General features: G+C 52.4%; 19 protein-coding genes. 11 read left to right on the forward strand and 8 right to left on the reverse strand.

Going from position 1 to position 18355, the window contains the following annotated elements:
- Positions 1 to 68: 68 nt before the first annotated feature.
- Genes P9B68_RS10230 through P9B68_RS10255 form a run of 6 tightly spaced genes read right to left on the reverse strand, consistent with a single transcriptional unit; the run spans position 69 to position 7024 of the window.
- Positions 69 to 1898, reverse strand: coding sequence for a serine hydrolase domain-containing protein (locus P9B68_RS10230; protein ID WP_277668971.1), 1830 nt, complete (start codon positions 1896 to 1898; stop codon positions 69 to 71).
- Positions 1899 to 1917: 19 nt separating this feature from the next.
- Positions 1918 to 2403, reverse strand: coding sequence for a hypothetical protein (locus P9B68_RS10235; RefSeq protein ID WP_135659464.1), 486 nt, complete (start codon positions 2401 to 2403; stop codon positions 1918 to 1920).
- Positions 2400 to 3386 carry a class B sortase gene (srtB, locus tag P9B68_RS10240; RefSeq protein ID WP_277668972.1) on the reverse strand — a complete coding sequence of 329 codons (987 nt, stop codon included), beginning with the start codon at positions 3384 to 3386 and terminating at the stop codon, positions 2400 to 2402. The genes P9B68_RS10235 and srtB overlap by 4 nt, the downstream gene beginning before the upstream one ends.
- Positions 3387 to 3412: 26 nt before the next feature.
- Positions 3413 to 4687, reverse strand: coding sequence for a competence/damage-inducible protein A (locus P9B68_RS10245; protein WP_135659468.1), 1275 nt, complete (start codon positions 4685 to 4687; stop codon positions 3413 to 3415).
- Positions 4677 to 5873 carry a tRNA uracil 4-sulfurtransferase ThiI gene (gene thiI, locus P9B68_RS10250; RefSeq protein WP_277668973.1) on the reverse strand — a complete coding sequence of 399 codons (1197 nt, stop codon included), beginning with the start codon at positions 5871 to 5873 and terminating at the stop codon, positions 4677 to 4679. Before thiI ends, P9B68_RS10245 begins: the two co-directional genes overlap by 11 nt.
- A gap of 11 nt (positions 5874 to 5884) precedes the next feature.
- On the reverse strand, positions 5885 to 7024 hold the full coding sequence (locus P9B68_RS10255; protein ID WP_277668974.1) for a cysteine desulfurase family protein: 1140 nt from the start codon (positions 7022 to 7024) through the stop codon (positions 5885 to 5887).
- Between the two features lie 170 nt (positions 7025 to 7194).
- Here P9B68_RS10255 and P9B68_RS10260 point away from each other — a divergent pair, with 170 nt between their 5' ends.
- The 4 genes from P9B68_RS10260 (at position 7195) to P9B68_RS10275 (ending at position 8891) form a co-directional block, all read left to right on the forward strand.
- Complete coding sequence (locus tag P9B68_RS10260) at positions 7195 to 7602, forward strand: Fur family transcriptional regulator (RefSeq protein WP_243112981.1); 408 nt, start codon at positions 7195 to 7197, stop codon at positions 7600 to 7602.
- Between the two features lie 360 nt (positions 7603 to 7962).
- Positions 7963 to 8316 (forward strand): hypothetical protein, encoded by a 354-nt coding sequence (locus P9B68_RS10265; RefSeq protein ID WP_277668975.1) that lies wholly within the window; start codon positions 7963 to 7965, stop codon positions 8314 to 8316.
- 12 nt (positions 8317 to 8328) lie between these two features.
- Complete coding sequence (locus P9B68_RS10270; RefSeq protein WP_277668976.1) at positions 8329 to 8469, forward strand: hypothetical protein; 141 nt, start codon at positions 8329 to 8331, stop codon at positions 8467 to 8469.
- A gap of 197 nt (positions 8470 to 8666) precedes the next feature.
- On the forward strand, positions 8667 to 8891 hold the full coding sequence (locus P9B68_RS10275; protein WP_135659479.1) for a hypothetical protein: 225 nt from the start codon (positions 8667 to 8669) through the stop codon (positions 8889 to 8891).
- 546 nt (positions 8892 to 9437) lie between these two features.
- Here the strand turns inward: P9B68_RS10275 and P9B68_RS10280 are convergent.
- Together P9B68_RS10280 and P9B68_RS10285 are read right to left on the reverse strand one after the other, a co-directional pair.
- Positions 9438 to 9695, reverse strand: a complete 258-nt coding sequence (locus P9B68_RS10280; protein WP_135659482.1) for a hypothetical protein — start codon at positions 9693 to 9695, stop codon at positions 9438 to 9440.
- A 22-nt stretch (positions 9696 to 9717) separates the two neighbouring features.
- On the reverse strand, positions 9718 to 10221 hold the full coding sequence (locus P9B68_RS10285; RefSeq protein ID WP_135659484.1) for a flavin reductase family protein: 504 nt from the start codon (positions 10219 to 10221) through the stop codon (positions 9718 to 9720).
- A 191-nt stretch (positions 10222 to 10412) separates the two neighbouring features.
- Here P9B68_RS10285 and P9B68_RS10290 point away from each other — a divergent pair, with 191 nt between their 5' ends.
- The 7 genes from P9B68_RS10290 to argF are packed head-to-tail and all read left to right on the forward strand — an operon-like array spanning position 10413 to position 18335.
- Positions 10413 to 11633: an argininosuccinate synthase gene (locus P9B68_RS10290; RefSeq protein ID WP_277668977.1), complete on the forward strand. Its 1221-nt coding sequence runs from the start codon at positions 10413 to 10415 to the stop codon at positions 11631 to 11633.
- Positions 11634 to 11692: 59 nt separating this feature from the next.
- The gene (gene argH / locus P9B68_RS10295; RefSeq protein WP_135659488.1) at positions 11693 to 13072 is read left to right on the forward strand and encodes an argininosuccinate lyase; all 1380 of its coding nucleotides are present in this window, start codon (positions 11693 to 11695) and stop codon (positions 13070 to 13072) included.
- Positions 13069 to 14103, forward strand: coding sequence for an N-acetyl-gamma-glutamyl-phosphate reductase (argC, locus tag P9B68_RS10300; protein ID WP_277668978.1), 1035 nt, complete (start codon positions 13069 to 13071; stop codon positions 14101 to 14103). Before argH ends, argC begins: the two co-directional genes overlap by 4 nt.
- A gap of 13 nt (positions 14104 to 14116) precedes the next feature.
- A complete protein-coding gene (argJ, locus tag P9B68_RS10305; protein WP_277668979.1) occupies positions 14117 to 15331 on the forward strand; it encodes a bifunctional glutamate N-acetyltransferase/amino-acid acetyltransferase ArgJ in 1215 nt (404 codons plus the stop codon).
- A 23-nt stretch (positions 15332 to 15354) separates the two neighbouring features.
- Positions 15355 to 16212 (forward strand): acetylglutamate kinase, encoded by an 858-nt coding sequence (gene argB, locus P9B68_RS10310; RefSeq protein WP_277668980.1) that lies wholly within the window; start codon positions 15355 to 15357, stop codon positions 16210 to 16212.
- A gap of 24 nt (positions 16213 to 16236) precedes the next feature.
- Complete coding sequence (locus tag P9B68_RS10315; protein WP_277668981.1) at positions 16237 to 17406, forward strand: aspartate aminotransferase family protein; 1170 nt, start codon at positions 16237 to 16239, stop codon at positions 17404 to 17406.
- Positions 17407 to 17426: 20 nt separating this feature from the next.
- Positions 17427 to 18335, forward strand: a complete 909-nt coding sequence (argF, locus tag P9B68_RS10320) for an ornithine carbamoyltransferase (protein ID WP_135659499.1) — start codon at positions 17427 to 17429, stop codon at positions 18333 to 18335.
- Positions 18336 to 18355 lie beyond the last annotated feature (20 nt).

Genomic DNA, 18355 nt, shown 5'->3' on the forward strand with positions numbered 1-18355 from the left:
TACTAGGAACTTTTTCATAAATTCTCCCTTCTTTTGCAAAACAGCGGAACCGAAAGGTTTCGCTGTTTTTATTTGCTTACCCGATCGCGCAAGCTCTCTTCGCCGTAAACGGTGCCCTTTGCCCGGGGCTTCAGGATTGTTTCCAGACGGGCGGCCATGCGTTCTTTTGAAAGCGCGTCAATCAGCATTTTGTCAATGGTGTTTCCGCTTCCGCCGATCAGCCCGAACAGCATTTTGGCGGAGGCTTCCACGCCGGGATGCTCAAAAAAGCGGATCAGCAGCTTTTCGCCGTAAAAAATGAATTTCATCACCCGCAGGCAAGGTGTTTCGATAAAGGACAGGTACAGCTGTAGGACCGTACGGCCGTCCTCGTCGGTGTTAAGGCGTGCGGTTGCGCCCACGGTGTAAACATCGCCGTTCGAGGTAATGTCGCACCGGCGCGGCACGCCGTCCAGCCCGGCGATGATTACGTTTTTGTCGCTGCCGTCGTAAAGCGTTATCCGGCACAGGTTCGGTTCAAACGAGAAATACACCCGGATGATTCCGCCGGCAAAATTGTTGGTGACGCATTGTAAAATGAGGGGCATCAACGTCCCATGGCTGTTTCCCAGCCGATATTCCCGGTTGTTGATTCCCGCCGCGAGCAGGGGAATGGTTTCCGCCTTCCGGGGAAGAAAGCGAAGGAAAAACGCGGCGAAGCGGTTCGTTTTCTGTGGTTTCGGTGCGGTTTCCGGGACAGCATACAGGTTTTCCAGCCTGCTTTTCAACGAACGCAGCGCCTTTATATCCTTCGGCAGGGGATGGTCATAGATTTCCTGTGCGCCATCCCCGAAATATTTCTTTATGATTTCACAGGAATCGTCGGCAAACAGATTCTGGCTTCCGCCCGTCATGGCGACCACCATATCGTGCTGTGGCAGGACGGTCACGTACTGACCGAAAACGCCGTTGAACTGGTACGCGTCCCTGACGCCGAATTTCCAAATTTGGTATCCGTAGCCGACGGGCGGTTTTCCATCCCTTGGCGGCGTTTGCACTTTTGTGGATTCCTCCACCCACTCTTCGGGCACGAGCTGCTTCCACTCGCAGCCCACATTCCAGCACCCGCGCTGCAAATAAAGCTGGCCGAGCTTCGCCATATCTGCAATGTGCAGGTACAGCCCCCAGCCACCCTTTTCAATGCCCAGCGGGCAGGTTTCCCAGTACACATTTTCAATGCCCAGTGGTTCAAATAGGCGGGGAGTCAGGTATTCCACCAGCCCCATCCCCGTTTTTTTCCGTACGATGGCGCTGAGCAGATACGAATTCATACTGTTGTACTGGAACTGGGTGCCCGGCTCAAAAACGCAGTCGGACAGCAGGAAGGCCTTTACCCAGTCTTTTTCCACAAAGGAACCCACTTCGTTGAATTTGATGCCGCTGGTCATATTTAAAAGGTGCCGAATGGTAATTGCGTTGATACGCGGGCTGCGCAGCAGAATTCCTTTTTCGGGGAAAAGGTCGATTACCTTTTCGTCAAGAGAAAGAAGCCCTTCGCCCTGCGCAATGCCCACCGCCATGCCGGTGACGCTTTTCGCAAGGGAAAACATCATATGCGGATAGCTTGTGGTATAGGGCTTAAAGCTGCCCTGCGCAATGACCTTGCCGTGCCGCATCAGCAGGACGCTGTGTACCCGGATGTGGCCGCAGGAGGCAAGCTCCGTAAAGAAGCGCTCGATGTATCCGCTGGGGATCCCCTCGTCCTCCGGGGTGGAGGGAAGCAGGCCCTGATTCCCTGTTCTCGGCTCGTTCTTCTTCTTGCAGGGAAGAAAGGGATAGGGCGTGATACGCTGCATGTCGCCGCGCACAAACTTCGCGACAAGGTCGGCAGTTTTCATTTGGGACAGTATATCCATCATTGGCAACAGCCCTCCAATGTTAGGCTTGATTCATCGAATTCTCCAGCCGGACGGCAAACGGCTCGCGGTCTTTTTTCGGCGGGGGAGCGGTCAGGCCGAATTTCAAAGTAAGCCGTTCGAACGAGTCGGGCAGCATTTTAAGGATTTCCTCGGGAAGATCGGGCAGCACGGCAATGGCCTGATCGATGCTTTCGATCAGGTATCCGGTTTTCTCAATACCGTGAAGGCGCAAAACACCCTTTGGCTCGCCGTTTTTGTCGAGCGGGATGCGAAGCGTATGGAAAAGAAGCGGCGCGCAGTCGGGCCGGTAGCCGGGCGTGCTGCTTACGGTAAGGACAAACGGAACCGCATGCAGAAGCTTTGCCATGCAAGAATTCAAATCTTCTTTTCGGATACATATTTTTGTTTCCGCTATGGTTATGCCGTAAGGGGAAAGTGTTTTTTGGATTTGCTCTTTACAGTGCATGGTTTTGTGTGCCTGATAATACAGGATACCGGCGTTCATGTTCCATCCCCCCAGGTAATCAGCTTTTTTCGAACGGCCTGTTCGTAGGTGTCAGGCCAAACCGGCTTTTTTTCGCCATTCTTTTTGTACCAGCAGTCCGGATAGACTACTTTTTTATTGTAGGATGCCTTCGGAACGTCCACCGATTCGCTTTCTCCGGCGCGAACTTTCCGCGCGACCACAACCTCGCGGAAATCATCGAATTCATAGGAACATGTGGACAGTAAAAGGATGCTGTCGTTTTTGTTCACGCTCACATCCGTATTGTAAATCGAACGAATCCTCATTTGGTAAACGAAGTTTAAAAAATCGCTGTCACTTTTAAAGTTGGTTTTCAGGTAATTGAACGGAACCCCCTGCTCCGGCAGGGTATTTGCAAGGAAAACCCCGATGACCTTCCACTGCGCCTTGGCTTCGGCGGTGTCGAAGGTAAACACCGGCGTGCTTTTGTAAAAATCAAGGGACTTGTATTTTTCAAGCTGCGTAAACATACGCCCCGAATGGAGGGAATGTCCGTACAGCAGGACGCTGCGCGATTTTCCCTGTTCCACGGAACAGCGGGCGTCAACATAAATACTGCCATAGGAAGCATACCGGTTCCGGTAATCATGCGTCAAATAATAATCCGGGTCTTTTTTGTCCGCCTGTAAAACCGGAAGGTCGATATTCGTATTTGGGACTTTAATCCAGCCCACAATGGCGGGGTTGACCTTCCGCAGCTCTTCAAATGTCAGTTTATGTACCTGTTCGCTGTTTTGTGCCGGGGAACCGGAGGGGGAAGGCTGCGGGTTATGATAGTATATTTTTTGGATTTCCTGTTGTTCCCTGTCCATCATCGCCGGCTGTACAAAAAGCTTCCAGGCAAGGAAAAGGACGCAAATCACAAATACGCTGCCGGCGAGGATACAAACAATTTTGTTCAGGAGAAGTTTGTTTCCGCCCTTCTTCCGGTTCGCGCGGTTTTCTTCGTTCTGCGGGTTCATGTGCCTTGCCCCCTTTCCAATTTCTATTATTTTTTCAGCGTATAGGCGGCTTGTTCCAGCCCGCCCAGCCCGTTCAGGCGGCGGCGCACCATGTCGAGCGCGTTGGAAGCGGCAAGCGTGCGGATATAGCAGCGGCCCTTCGCTGTGCCGGTGCCCGGCATCTTGCGCACCCAAGTGTGTTCCTTGTCGCTCAGCGCAACATAGACCAGCCCCACGGGCTTTTCCGCCGTGCCGCCGCCCGGTCCGGCAATGCCGGTAATCGCCACGCCGAAGTCGCTGCCGGATTTTTTTCGCACGCCCTCCGCCATGGCGCGGGCGGTTTGCTCGCTGACCGCGCCGTACTGCTTCAACGTTTCCTCCGGAACGTCCAGAAGCAGGGTCTTAATATCATTCGCGTAAGTGACCACGCCCATGTGGAATACTTCGCTGGCGCCGGGATTGTCGGTAATTCGCTTAGACAAAAGCCCGCCGGTGCAGGACTCCGCGGTTGCAAGCGTCAGGCGCTGCTTTTTCAGTTCCTGAACAACGGCTTCTTCCAGGCTTTCCACGTCAATGCCGTAGATATAATCGCCAAGGCGCTTTTTCAGCTCCTCCACGACCGGCTCACACAGCGCGGCGGCACGTGTTTCATCTTCCGCCCGCGCAGTAACGCGCACAAACATTTCCCCGTCCTTGGCATAGGTTGCCGCGGTGGGGTTGGCACCGTCGGTCAGGTCGGGAATCAGTTCGGCGACATAGCCTTCGCCCAGCCCGAAAACGCGTACGATTCTTGAGACAATGACCGCGTTGGAGTCCTTCATGAGGTATGGAACCGCGTAATTTTTGAGCATCGGGATCAGCTCCGAAGGCGGTCCCGGAAGCATGACGACGATTTTTCCGCTGTCGGTTTTAAATCCGCAGCCGGGCGCGGTTCCCCAGTCGTTGGGGAATACCGTGCAGCCCTCCGGCAGATATGCCTGCTTTTTCTGGGATTCGCCGACCACCCGTCCTTTGAAATACTCGATGATGCGGTCCATGCTTTCCTGGTGCAGGACAAGCGGTTTCCCTGCCGACTTGGCGATGGTTTCCTTTGTAAGGTCGTCGCCGGTGGGACCGAGACCGCCCGTCGTGATCACAATGTCGCTCCGCCTGTACGCGTTTTCCAGCGCTTCCTTCAGACGGTCGATATTGTCGCCCACGGTGCTTGCAAACAGCAGGTTGACGCCGATAGCCGAAAGCTCGCGCGCCACGTAGGACGCGTCGGTGTTTATGGTATGGCCGAGCAGAAGCTCGGTGCCGACGGATATAATTTCAGCGTTCATAAATTCCTCCGTTCCTGTGTGGCGCAATTTGCAATTTTCGAACATTACGCACACAATCGTAAATCAGTTTTTCACAGTCGAGTGCCTGTTCGGCCGTAAGGATATCCCCAATTTCGGGGCGCGTGCGCGGATGCTTCGGCGTAAATACGGTACAGCAGTCCTCGAACGGCTGAATAGAGATGTCAAAGGTTTGGATTTTGCGCGCGATTTCGATGATTTCCAGCTTGTCCATGCCGATCAGCGGGCGGAATACCGGCATTTTGGCGGCCTCGTCGGTACAGGCGATGGCCTGAATCGTCTGGCTAGCCACCTGCCCAAGGCTTTCGCCCGTTATCAGCGCGGAGCAGGCTTCCTGGCGGGCAATTTCTTCGCTCACGCGCATCATGAAGCGGCGCATAATAATGGTAAACAGTTCTTCGGGGCATTTCGCCATGATTTCTTCTTGCACCTTGGCAAAGGGTGCGATGAACAGGTTCATCCGCCCGGCGTATTCGCTTACCCTTGTGAGCAGGTCGATCACCTTTTGCTCGGCGCGCTCGCTGGTGTAGGGTGGGCTGGCAAAATGGACGGCGGTCAGTTCCAGGCCGCGCTTTGCCATCATCCACGCGGCAACCGGGCTGTCGATGCCGCCGCTGATCAGGATGGCGGCGTTTCCTCCGGTACCGACCGGGATCCCGCCGGCACCCTTGAGCGGCTGGCCGTGAACATATGCGCCGAAATCCCGGATTTCCACGCGGACGATAAGGTCAGGCTGATGTACATCTACGCAAAGATGCGGGTATTTCTTCAGTAAGTATCCGCCGACTTCGGAAGAGATTTCCGGCGATTTCAGGGGGAAATGCTTATCGGAGCGCTTGCTTTCCACCTTGAAGCTTTTCGCCGCAAGCAAATCGGATTTTAAATATTCCCCGGCGGCTTCCAGTATGGCGGGCATCTCCTTTTTTACAACGCAGGCGCGTGAAAAGGCAACGATACCGAATACCTTTGCGATTCTTTCCACAGCGGCGTCCAGATCTGCGCCTTTGCTGGGGGTAACATAAACGGTGGACTGGGCGGCTTTTATATCGAATTCGCCCAGCCGGTTCAATCGGCGGCGGATATTGCGCAGAAGGGCGGCTTCAAACGTATTCCGGTTCAGCCCCTTCAGTACCATTTCGCCGAGTTTTATTAATATAACTTCATCCATTGAAACGTCTCCTAAATCGGTTTTGTGGTCAGGGTGGCCAGACCTTCTTTTACCGCGTCGACCAGCCCGTCAATATCTTGTTCGGTGTTATAGCGGGAAAAGCTGATTCGCAGCGCGGAAGCAATCCGGCTTTTCGGCAGCCCCATCGCGGTTAAAATCCGGCTTTCCTTTCCCTTGGAGCAGGCGGAACCCGAGGATACATAAATTCCCTTGTTCGAGAGGAAATGCAGCATGGTTTCCGCGCGGACATTACCGGCGGAAAAATTAACAATATAAGGGCATGCGTCCTGCGGCGAATTCAGCGTAACGTCGTCGACTTCGCTCAGGCGTTTCCGGCAGTATGCGCTGAGCTTCTCCATGGCTGCATATTGCTCCGCAGTATCCGGCAGCGCTTTTACCGCCGCGCCAAAGCCCGCGATCAGCGGCATAGCTTCCGTTCCGGGGCGGATGTCCTTTTCCTGCCCGCCGCCGAAAGCCCGGGGCTCAATGCGGACACCCTTTCGGAGAAAGAGCGCGCCCACGCCCTTCGGTCCGTGAATTTTGTGCGCGCTGATGCTCAGAAGGTCAATTTTCAGTTTTTTTGGCTTTACTGGAATTTTTCCGAAGGCTTGTACCGCATCCGCGTGGAAAAGCGCGGGTGCTTTCGCCGCCGCAATGGCTTGGGGAACGGCTTCCAGAGGAAGTATCGTTCCGACTTCGTTGTTCACATACATCATGCTAACTAGAATGGTGCTCGGCGTTACGGCCTTGAAAACCTGTTCCGGTCGGATTCGCCCTTCCTTATCCGGCTCCAGATACGTGACGGAATAGCCTTCCTTTTCCAGTTGCTTCATCGTGTTCATGATCGAGGAATGCTCAATCGCGGTCGTAACAATATGGCTGCCGCGCCGCCTTAGCGCGTGGGTCGCCCCGAAAAGGGCCAAATTGTTGCTTTCCGTCCCGCCGGACGTAAAATAGATTTCTTCGGGCAATACGCCAAGCATCCCGGCGACGGCCTCCCTTGCCGCGGTCAGCTCCCGTTCTGCCTGAAAGCCCTTCGTATGCAGGCTTGACGGGTTGCCATAGTTTTCCGTCATGACCTCCATTGCCTTAGCGGCCGCCTCGCGGCAGACTTGTGTAGTGGCCGAATTATCCAAATATATTTCACCCAATTGGGATATCCCTCCAAATTGTTTTTGATATTACCATATTATACACCAAGCAATGCCTTTGAGCAACGAAAACGGAGGAAAGCGCATTGCATTTTCGTCTGAATGTATTATAATAAAATGGCAGGAAAACTATGCATGCGCAAGAGTATTTCGTCAAAGGAGGCGGCGGATTGGCATTAAAGAATACGAAGCAGCGCTGCGCGGTTATGCGGGTTTTAAAAGACAGCAGCGACCCCGTAAGCGCGGAAGATATTTTTGCGGCGCTAAAAGACGAATACCCGAGTCTGGCTCTTTCCACCGTTTACCGCAATCTGGAACGCTTCGCGGCGGACGCGTTGATTGAAAAGGAAGTCTGGAGCGACGGCGTGGTCCGGTATTCCATTGCCCAGGAGCACCACGGGCATTATCTGATCTGTACCGGATGCAGCGCGAAAATCAAGATCGAGGAATGCCCGCTTACAGGCATTGAACAGGGCCTTGCGCGCGACACCGGCTATGAAATTGAGGGCCATACGTTAGCGATTTACGGCAAATGCCCGAAGTGTGCGAAAAAAAGAAAACCGCTGAAAGAAAAATAGAAGATCATAAGAATACAAAAAGAACCATGGATTTTTCCACGGTTCTTTTTATTTTCCAAAATTTTAGGGATATTGTGTTGCAAAATCCTTTGTTTGTTGTCTTTATAATATGAAATCAAAAAATGGTTCCATTTATGGGAAGGGGTGATTCCGATGTGCATTTAAGCATAGGAACATTTGTGTGATACATAAACGAAATAAAAGGAGTGTAAAAAATGAGGAATTGTACGAAAAAAATTAATTAGTTTTGTTTTGGTAGCGACGATGTCTTTGGCAATTTCTGTTACGGCGTTTGCGGTAGAGAAGGATACTACATCCCAGCCGAAAAACGAAGTTGTTCTACAACGGAGGAACGGTACTGTGAAGATTGATCTACCTACTAATATATCCAAGGTGGAACTTGACAAACTGAAGAGAAATATTCTCAAGTATGGCAATCAGGTTCTTTCTCAGGAAGAAGTGGATCGTATCAACGCGGAAGGAGCCGCTCGGGGTGGTCTGGTGTATGGGCTGTGGTTCGGTGGCACCGATAAGTATTATGCAATGTCTTTGGATGAAACGGTTACCTTTTTTGCTGCCGTGGGCGCAGTTGTAACTCCATTCCTTGATTGGGCAGAAGTAATTTCAGTTACTGCAACAGACGTGACTAGTGGAATTTGCTCAGCAGTTGGTTTGCATTACGCGATACCTAGTTCTGTTTCTCAGGGACAGTAGGTAAAAGCCAATATGGCAAAAAAGTACCGCGAGGTAAAGTATAGCGACGGTACTTTCGCTTATTTCCAGACAGGCTTCTTTGCAAATAACCTTAATGTTGCAAAGAAATCCTATGGTTCGCCCGTTACAATTTTTAGTGGACAGTTGGATTGATTTATATTATGAACTATATAGAAAAAACGTATAACCGGTTCGTGCACTTTTTATTTCCGTTAATAGATCGCCTTTACCCGTTCATATCTTTGGTTTTGATTGTGGCTGCCTTCTCAATTTCCGGAAACTACTGGCAAATCAGAATTGTTTTTCTTTGGTTCTGGTTTGTAAATAGTGAAATTAATCGGGTGGGCGCCATGGAACGCGACAATCTTCCCATACAACCGGAAAACAGCCCTTTTTATCACATTTATCGGTTTATTGATCGGATTTTTTTCCTCTTCCTGCTCATTTTCCTGGTCATCCTGCTGATTCCGGAACTGCTGTGGCTTAAGAGTGTATTTTGGGGGGTGTTCATCATAGCTGTGCTGCTTCGCACGATTGGGGATCGGAAATACCGTCCAAAAAGGCCGGAAGAATAATTGCCTGCTTATCACACAAAACAGCCGCCGATCTCTCGGCGGCTGTAGATTGTAAAGTTTATTTCAAGAGGGAAATCAAATATGTGATTTCCCTTTAATTACATATGTTACTACGGATTCCGGCTGGATTCGGATGACCCCAAATATGAAATTGAAGTGAATATATCGCTCTATAAGAAAGAAAACGAAGGCGATCGTATTTTTCGTTACACCTCCCCGGAGAAGGACGATAAAGAAAGCTATAATACCTATGAAGGCATATTGAAATTGATTGGTATGCTGAACTTAAAAAAAGAAAATAAAAAACTGCTGCAGGATTTAACGATCGGTCAATAGGTAATTATCCTATATTAATCAAATCAAAAAATATTGTGTTGCAAAATCCTTTGTTTGTTGTCTATAAATTATAAAATCAAATAAAGGAAGGCCGCTTCAGACAAAGCAGCCTTCCTTTTATGTATTAATTGGAGTTTGGAAACGCGCCTTCCGGCGGAAGAGGACGGGTTTCCGGCGGCTTGGGAAATCAAGCTCCGCCGCCGGGAGCCCTTATTGAATATTGGCTTGTTCCAGAATCCGTTTCGCTTGTTTTAAGTCCGGTTTTGCAACATAGATAGTGTATAAATTTTCAAAATCCGGGTTTTCCCTCGTCACAGCCATGCGGTCCTGCATTCTGCCCATTCCGGAAAACTGGTTTTCCACATGGTAGTCATAAGCAATTTTGTTAACCTCAAAAAGCGAACAGATATCCTGAAAGGTACTGTTGGAATACCCTACATAAACTTCCGACCGGCTCCACGGTTCCATTTTTTTATTTTCTCCTTTTCTGTCAGACTTTTTTCAGAACCTTCACGATTTCGCCGACAAACATCTTATGGTAATCCTTGTTCGGATAGTTTTTCTGTTCGACGGAAGGGTTGGTAAAGCAGGAAGGCTCCATCATCTGCCCGTAAAGCTTACGGCAGATGAGAACGCAGCGGGCTTCCTCAAAATACGGGACGCTCCCGTCGTAAACGGTCGTTAGCCCGGTTTCCTTCGCTTTGTCCACGTCGCGGCCGGAATGGCTACCGCAGTAATTCAGGGTTTTGCGCTGGCTTTCATCAAAGAAGCAAAGGGAATAATACTCCTCTTTTTCAAGGAATTCCAGCGTGTAGCGCTGCGGGCGCAGAAAAATGAAGGATACATTCTTATTCCAAAGCACACCCAGCCCGCCCCAGCTTGCCGTCATCGTGTTGCACTTTTCCTTGTTTCCGGCGGTAATCAGCATCCATTCGTCCCCGATTTTTGTAAACGGATTGAAGCTCAAGTCGGTAAGTTCGGTTTCCTGAAACATAATCTCTGCCTCCTAATTCTTATTTTCTATACTGCATATTAGCACATTTAGCCATATTATACAACGCGGAAAATAATATTGCGCCGATTTTATATAATTGCGATAAAGTGAATATTTATGCAGAAAAAGCTTGATATTCCGTATAAATAGTGTATAATAAAACACAACATCATAAACAGGGGGACGTAAAGATGGAAACGAATATCAAAAAAGTGGTTCTCGCTTATTCGGGCGGTTTGGATACCTCCATTATTATACCATGGCTGAAAGAAAATTATAACAACTGCGAGGTAATCGCGGTTGCCGCGGATGTCGGGCAAGGCGCCGAGCTGGCCGGGCTGGAAGAAAAAGCGAAAAAAACCGGCGCGTCCAAGCTTTATATTGCCGACCTGAAAAAAGCGTTTGTGGAAGAATATATCTGGCCGACTTTAAAGGCAGGTGCGGTTTATGAAAATAAATACCTGCTCGGCACCTCGTTTGCCCGGCCGCTGATCGGGAAACGCCTGGTGGAAATTGCCGAGGCCGAGGGCGCGGACGCGATCTGCCACGGCTGCACCGGAAAAGGTAACGACCAGGTGCGTTTCGAGCTGGCCATTAAGGCGTTTGCCCCGACAATGAAGATTATTGCCCCGTGGCGGGAGTGGAGCATTAAATCCCGCGACGAGGAAATCGACTATGCACAAGCGCATAATATCCCGCTGAATATTACAAGGGAAACGAATTACTCAAAGGATAAGAACCTTTGGCACCTCTCCCACGAGGGGCTGGATTTGGAAGATCCCAGCAATGAGCCCCAGTACAACAAACCGGGATTCTTAGAGCTTGGCGTTTCGCCGGAGCAGGCGCCCGACAAGCCAACCTATATTACCCTAACCTTTGAAAAGGGGATTCCGGTCGCGCTCAACGGCAGCAGGCTCTGCGGGGTCGATATGATTGCGCAGCTCAATAAGCTGGGCGGTGAAAACGGAATCGGCATCACCGATATTGTGGAGAATCGGCTTGTTGGCATGAAATCCCGCGGCGTTTACGAAACACCCGGCGGCGCAATCCTTTATCACGCGCACAACAAGCTGGAGGAGCTCTGCCTTGACAGGGACACCTACCATTATAAACAGGGCGTGGGTCTGAAGTTCGCGGAGCTGGTTTATTTCGGCCAGTGGTTCACCCCTCTGCGCGAGGCGCTCTCCGCTTTTGTGGACAGCACCCAGCAGACCGTGACCGGCGAAGTGAAGCTCAAGCTGTATAAGGGCAATATTATTGACGCGGGCGTATCTTCCCCGTATTCGCTGTATGACGAGGATATTGCCACGTTCAGCGAGGACGAGGTTTACAATCAGGCGGATGCCGCCGGGTTCATCAACCTGTTCGGGCTTCCGATTCAGGTGCAGGCTGTGAAAAAGCAAAAGAAATAAATTAAATTTGGGGGCGGGCGGCTGTCCGCCCCGTGTTGCAATCATAGGAGGGAATTACCTTGAAGCTGTGGGCGGGAAGGTTTCATAAAGAGCCTGATCAAAAAACCAATGATTTTAATTCATCCATTTCCTTCGACAGCCGCATGGTCAGGGAAGATATCGAGGGCAGTATCGCCCATGCGTCCATGCTGGGCGCTTGCGGCGTGATCGACGCGGAGGAAAGCGAGAAAATCCGCGCCGAATTAAAGGCCATCCTCGGCGAAATCGAAGCCGGAACGCTGGCGATCGACCCGGAAAGTGAGGATATCCACACTTTTGTGGAGGGTGAATTGACAAGGCGGCTCGGGCCGGCGGGCAAACGCCTGCATACTGCGCGCAGCCGGAACGACCAGGTCGCGGTGGATATTAAGCTGTATCTGAAAAAGCAATGCAGGTCGCTGCACGCGCAGATCAAAGAGCTGATTCTAGTCCTGTGCCGCAAGGCGCTTGAGAGTAAGGACGCGGTCATGCCGGGGTACACGCATATGCAGCGTGCGCAGCCGATCACCTTCGGGCATCATCTTTTGGCCTATGCCGAAATGTTCCTGCGCGATCTGTCCCGGCTGGAGGATACCGAAAAACGCATGGATGTCTGCCCGCTCGGTTCGGGCGCGCTCGCGGGCACGACGTATCCGCTGAACCGTGAAATGACGGCCTCGCTCCTAGGGTTCGGCGGGGTGACAAACAACAGCCTTGATGGTGTTTCCGACCGCGACTTCTGCATGGAGCTTGCGGCGGACATCGCGATTGCCATGGTGCACCTTTCCCGCTTCTCGGAGGAAATCATCCTCTGGTGCTCGTGGGAGTTTAAGTTTATTGAGCTGGACGACGCGTTTTCCACCGGCTCCAGTATCATGCCGCAGAAAAAGAACCCGGATATAGCCGAGCTGGTGCGAGGCAAGAGCGGGCGTGCCATCGGGGATTTGACAACGCTGTTAACGATGATGAAGGGCCTTCCGCTTGCCTATAACAAGGATATGCAGGAGGATAAGGAAGCCATATTTGACGCGGTCGATACCCTGCGTATGTGTTTGACGGCGTTCATCCCCATGGTTGATACCATGAAGGTGCTGCGGCAGAATATGCGCAAAGCCGCCGCAAAGGGCTTTATTAACGCGACGGACTGCGCCGACTATCTGGTCGGAAAGGGAATCCCCTTCCGCGACGCCTATAAAATCACGGGTGAAATCGTAGCGTACTGTATCGAAAACAACCTTACGCTGGAAACCCTTCCGATTGAGAAATACAAAGAATTTGACGCGCTTTTCGACAGCGGTATTTTCGAAGCAATTTCGCTGGAAAACTGTGTGAACGGACGAAAGGTCACCGGCGGACCCGCCCCGCAAAATGTGGAGGCGCAGGCGAACCGGATCATAAAGGAACTGGGGGCGGCGCAATGATCCGGGCAGGAGTGGTCGGGGCGACCGGCTATGCGGGCGCTGAACTCGTCCGGCTTCTAAGCGGGCATCCGTGCGTCCGGCTTGCGGCGGTTAGCTCCGTCAGCTTTCAGGGAAAACCGCTTTCCGAAGTGTATCCCGCGTATTATCGCCTCTGCGACATGGTATGCGGTACACAGGAAGAGGTCGTTGCGCAAAGCGACGTGGTTTTCGCTGCGCTTCCCCACGGCCTTTCGCAGGAGCTGGCGAAGGAATGCTTTGAGAAGGGCAGGGCCTTTATCGATCTGGGCGCGGATTTCCGTTTGGAAAACGAAGAGGATTACAGGGAATGGTACGGCGGAACGTATCTTTATCCGGAACTCCATGAAGCTTCCGTTTATGGTCTTCCGGAGCTGTTCCGCGAAGCCATCCGGGGAAAGAAAATGATTGCGAACCCGGGCTGTTACACCACGGCGGTGCCGCTTGCGCTCGCCCCGGCGCTGAAAAACGGGCTGATTCAAAAGGACAGCATTCTTGCGGACTGCAAAAGCGGCGTGACCGGTGCGGGAAGAACGCCTACCCAAAATACACATTACCCCGAACTGAACGAGGGAATGAGCGCTTACAAGGTGGCTTCCCACCGCCATACGCCGGAAATCGAGCAGAGCCTTTCCCATGTGGCGAGGGAGAAGGTAAAAGTCATCTTTGTGCCGCACCTTCTTCCGGTAAACCGAGGGATTCTCGCCACCTGCTACGCAAAGCTGACGGACAGCGTAACCATGGAACAGATTCGGGACGCGTACGGGGAAGCGTACGGCGGGGAATATTTTATCCGCCTGCTCCCGCAGGGACGCTCCGCAGACATCAAAAACGTGCGCTATTCCAATTTCTGCGATATTTCCCTTCATATCGATCATAGAACCAATACCTTCATCGCAATTTCCGCGATTGACAATATGGTAAAAGGCGCAGCCGGGCAGGCTGTTCAGAATATGAATATCGTGTTCGGATTGGATGAAACAACCGGATTGAGAATCGTTCCACCGGCATTTTAAGGAGATGGACAGCATGAGGTTTATTGAAGGCGGGGTCACAGCGCCCCAGGGCTTTACTGCAGCAGGGATTTACTGCGGTATCCGGAAAAACAAAACCAAGCCCGATTTGGCAATGATATATGCAAAGGTGCCGTGCACGGCGGCTGCGGTCTATACGCAGAATCTTGTAAAAGGCGCGCCGATTCTGGTGACGCAGGAGAACCTTTCCGACGGAAGGGCGCAGGCGGTCATCTGCAATTCCGGCAACGCCAATACCTGCAACGCGGACGGCGAGGAAAAAGCACGGAAAATGTGCGAAATCGCCGGGAAGGCGCTCGGTATCAAGCCGCAGGATGTCATTGTTGCTTCCACAGGCGTAATCGGGCAGGTTCTTCCGATTGAACCGATTCAAAACGCCGCGCCCGCGCTGGCGCAAGCGCTTTCAAAGGAGGATTCTGAAAGCGCCGCCAAAGCAATTATGACGACTGACACGCAGGTAAAGAATATGGCCGTCGAGGTTTCTGTCGGCGGGAAACCCGTCCGTATCGGCGGGATCGCAAAGGGCTCCGGGATGATCCATCCCAATATGGCGACCATGCTTTGCTTTTTAACAACGGACGCGCCGGTTTCGCCCGAAGTGCTGAACAAGGTATTGCACGAAGCGGTAAGCGTCAGCTTTAATATGATCAGCGTCGACGGCGACACGTCCACAAACGACATGGTGTCGATTATGGCCTCCGGCCTCGCCGGAGGGGAACCTATACAGGCGGATACCGAGGAATATAAAGAATTTACCGAAGCACTAATAGCCCTGTGTACTGCGCTAGCAAGGAAAATTGCCGGGGACGGCGAGGGCGCGACAAAGCTTCTGGTCAGCCATGTGACCGGCGCGAAAAGCGAAAAGGATGCACGTCTTGCGGCGAAAAGCGTTATCTGTTCCAGCCTGTTCAAGGCGGCCATGTTCGGTGCGGACGCAAACTGGGGCCGTGTGCTGTGCGCCGTCGGCTATTCGGGGGCGCAGGTTGATATGCAGGCGGTCGACGTTTCCTTTGCGTCGGAAGCCGGCAGCGTCGAGGTTTGCAGAAACGGCGCCGGAGTCGATTTTGACGAAGGGCTGGCGAAGAAAATTCTGGAGTGCGGGGAAATCTATGTGGAAATCGCCCTGCACGACGGCGGCTATGAAGCCACCGCATTTGGCTGCGACCTTACCTATGATTATGTAAAAATAAACGGGGATTACAGAACCTGAGGGAACAAATGTGGGGTGACACAATGAAGATCAGCAACGCCGACAGGGCAAGGGTGCTGGTTCAGGCATTGCCGTACATACAGAAATATACGGGCAAGACGATTGTCGTGAAATACGGCGGAAACGCCATGGTGAATGAATGTTTGAAAAAAGCGGTCATGAGTGACATCGTGCTGATGCAGCTCGTTGGGATCAACGTGGTGCTGGTGCACGGCGGCGGGCCGGAAATCAGCAGCATGCTGAAAAAGGTCGGCAAAGAAAGCCGCTTTGTCCGGGGCATGCGCGTAACGGACGGCGAAACCATAGAGATCGTCCAGATGGTGCTTGCCGGCAAAGTGAATAAGGATTTGGTTCAGCTTTTGGAGCGGCACAATGGGCGTGCGATCGGCCTTTGCGGGCTGGACGGCGGCATGCTCATGGCCGAGAAGCTTTCCGGCGCGGAGGATTTGGGCTATGTCGGCGAAATCACCGAAGTCCATACCGATATTATTACGGACGCAACCGCGAACGGCTATGTGCCGGTCATCGCCACCGTCGCGGGCGGGAGTGGCGGAGAGGTCTATAATATAAACGCGGACATCGCCGCGTCCCGTATTGCGGCGGAACTGGGTGCGGAAAAGCTGATTCTGATGACGGATGTGCGCGGACTTCTGCGGGATAAGGACGACGAAGAAACCATTATCCCGGTCGTGAATGTCAGTGAGGTGCCGAAGCTGCAGAATCAGGGCATTATTAGCGGGGGCATGATTCCGAAAGTCGACTGCTGTGTGGAAGCGGTGCGGCGCGGCGTGGGACGCGCGCACATGATCGACGGAAGAATCCCGCATTCCATTTTGATTGAATTGTTTTCCGACGAGGGCATCGGCACGATGTTCTGCTGAATCAGAAATTACGGAGGGGTGAAAATGACCTTTGAAGGAATAAAGGAGCAGACTGAACAATCCATTATGCATACCTACGGGCGTTTTCCGGTTGCGCTGGTTTGCGGCCATGGGGCAAAGGCGGTTGACAGCGAGGGCAAAGAATACATTGATTTTACAAGCGGAATCGGCGTGAATTCCCTTGGCTATTGCGATGAAGTATGGGTGAAAGCGGTAACGGAGCAGGCCGCGAAATTGCAGCATACCTCTAACCTGTATTATAGCCCGGTGCAGGGCAGGCTTGCGGAAATGCTTTGTAAACGAACCGGGTTTTCAAGGGTGTTTTTCGCAAACTCCGGCGCAGAAGCGAACGAGTGTGCCGTTAAGCTCGCGCGGAAATACGGTACGGATACCTACGGAGAAAATCACAATCATATCGTAACGCTGAAAAATTCCTTTCACGGGCGTACGGTGACCACGCTGGCCGCCACGGGGCAGGAGGGGTTTCATCAGTATTTTACGCCGTTTACGCCGGGCTTTTCCTACGCGGACCCGGAAATAGGAAGCATCCGCGAGGCGGTGAACGGCGATACCTGCGCAATTATGATGGAAATGATACAGGGCGAGGGCGGCGTTGTTCCGCTCGACCCCGGATTTGTAAACGAGCTGAGCGCGTTCTGCAGGGAGCGGGATATCCTTCTGCTGGTGGACGAGGTGCAGACAGGAATCGGACGGACGGGGGAGCTGTTCTGCTACCAGAATTACGGCATACACCCGGACGTCGTCACCAGCGCGAAAGGGTTGGGCGGCGGCCTGCCGATTGGCGCCTGCCTGTGCAGTGAGCGCTTAAAGGACGTTTTAGGGCCGGGTACGCACGGCTCCACCTTCGGCGGGAACCCGGTTGCCTGCGCCGGCGCACTTGCTGTGCTCGACCGGGTGGCGCAGGAGGGGTTTCTGGAAGAAGTCCGCCGCAAAGGGGAATATTTAAAAAAAAAATTGAGCGTCATGGAGGAAATCGAATCCGTCCGCGGCATAGGGCTGATGCTCGGGGCAAAGCTGAAAAAGGGAACTGCAAAGGAAGTTGCGCAGAAATGCGCCGAAAACGGCCTGCTGGTTCTAACGGCGAAGGAACTGCTCCGCTTCCTGCCCCCGCTTACCATTGATTACCCGGAAATTGATGCGGGGCTTTACATCCTTTCAAAAACCATTCAATAAAAATATTAAGGAGGGCAACTATGAAACATTTGCTGAAAATGCTTGATTTGACAAGCGAGGACATCACCGGCATTCTGAATCTTGCCGACCAGCTCAAATACGAACAGAAGCATGGCATTGAACACCGCCATCTGGTGGGCAAAACGTTGGGCATGATTTTTGAGAAAGCGTCAACAAGAACACGCGTTTCCTTTGAAGTGGGTATGTACCAGCTTGGCGGACTGCCGATCTTCCTTTCCGTGAACGATCTGCAGATCGGGCGCGGCGAATCGGTTCAAGATACTGCCCGCGTCCTTTCCCGCTACCTTGACGGCATCATGATTCGCACCTATAAGCAGTCCGAGGTAGAAGCGCTGGCGCAGAACGGCTCCATCCCGATCATCAACGGCCTGACGGATTTTTCCCATCCCTGCCAGGTGCTTGCTGACCTGATGACCATCCGTGAGTACAAGGGAAGCCTTGAAGGGCTGAAGCTGTGCTTCATCGGGGACGGAAACAATATGATGAATTCCCTCATCGTCGCCGGACTGAAGATGAAGATGGAGGTTGCCGTAGCCTGCCCGCCCGATTATAAACCGAACGCGGCTGTGCTCGATTTTGCCGTAACCCACCCGGCTTTCAGCATAACCACCGACCCGAAGGAAGCCGCCAAAGGCGCCGACGTTGTCGTCACCGACGTCTGGTCCTCCATGGGAATGGAAGCCGAGGAAAAGAAACGCCGCGAAGCGTTCAAGGGCTTTCAGGTCAATGATGAAATCATGGCCGTCGCAAAAAGCGACGCAATAGTTCAGCACTGCCTGCCCGCGCACCGCGGCGAAGAAATCACCGAAGAAGTTTTTGAAAAGCATGCGAAGGAAATCTTTGACGAAGCGGAAAACCGCCTTCATGCGCAGAAGGCGGTTCTGGTTACCCTGTTGGGAAAGAGATAGGCGCATGGCGCGTTTTACGC

The sequence above is a fragment of the Caproiciproducens galactitolivorans genome, from assembly GCF_029266045.1.
Classification (GTDB): domain Bacteria; phylum Bacillota; class Clostridia; order Oscillospirales; family Acutalibacteraceae; genus Caproiciproducens; species Caproiciproducens galactitolivorans.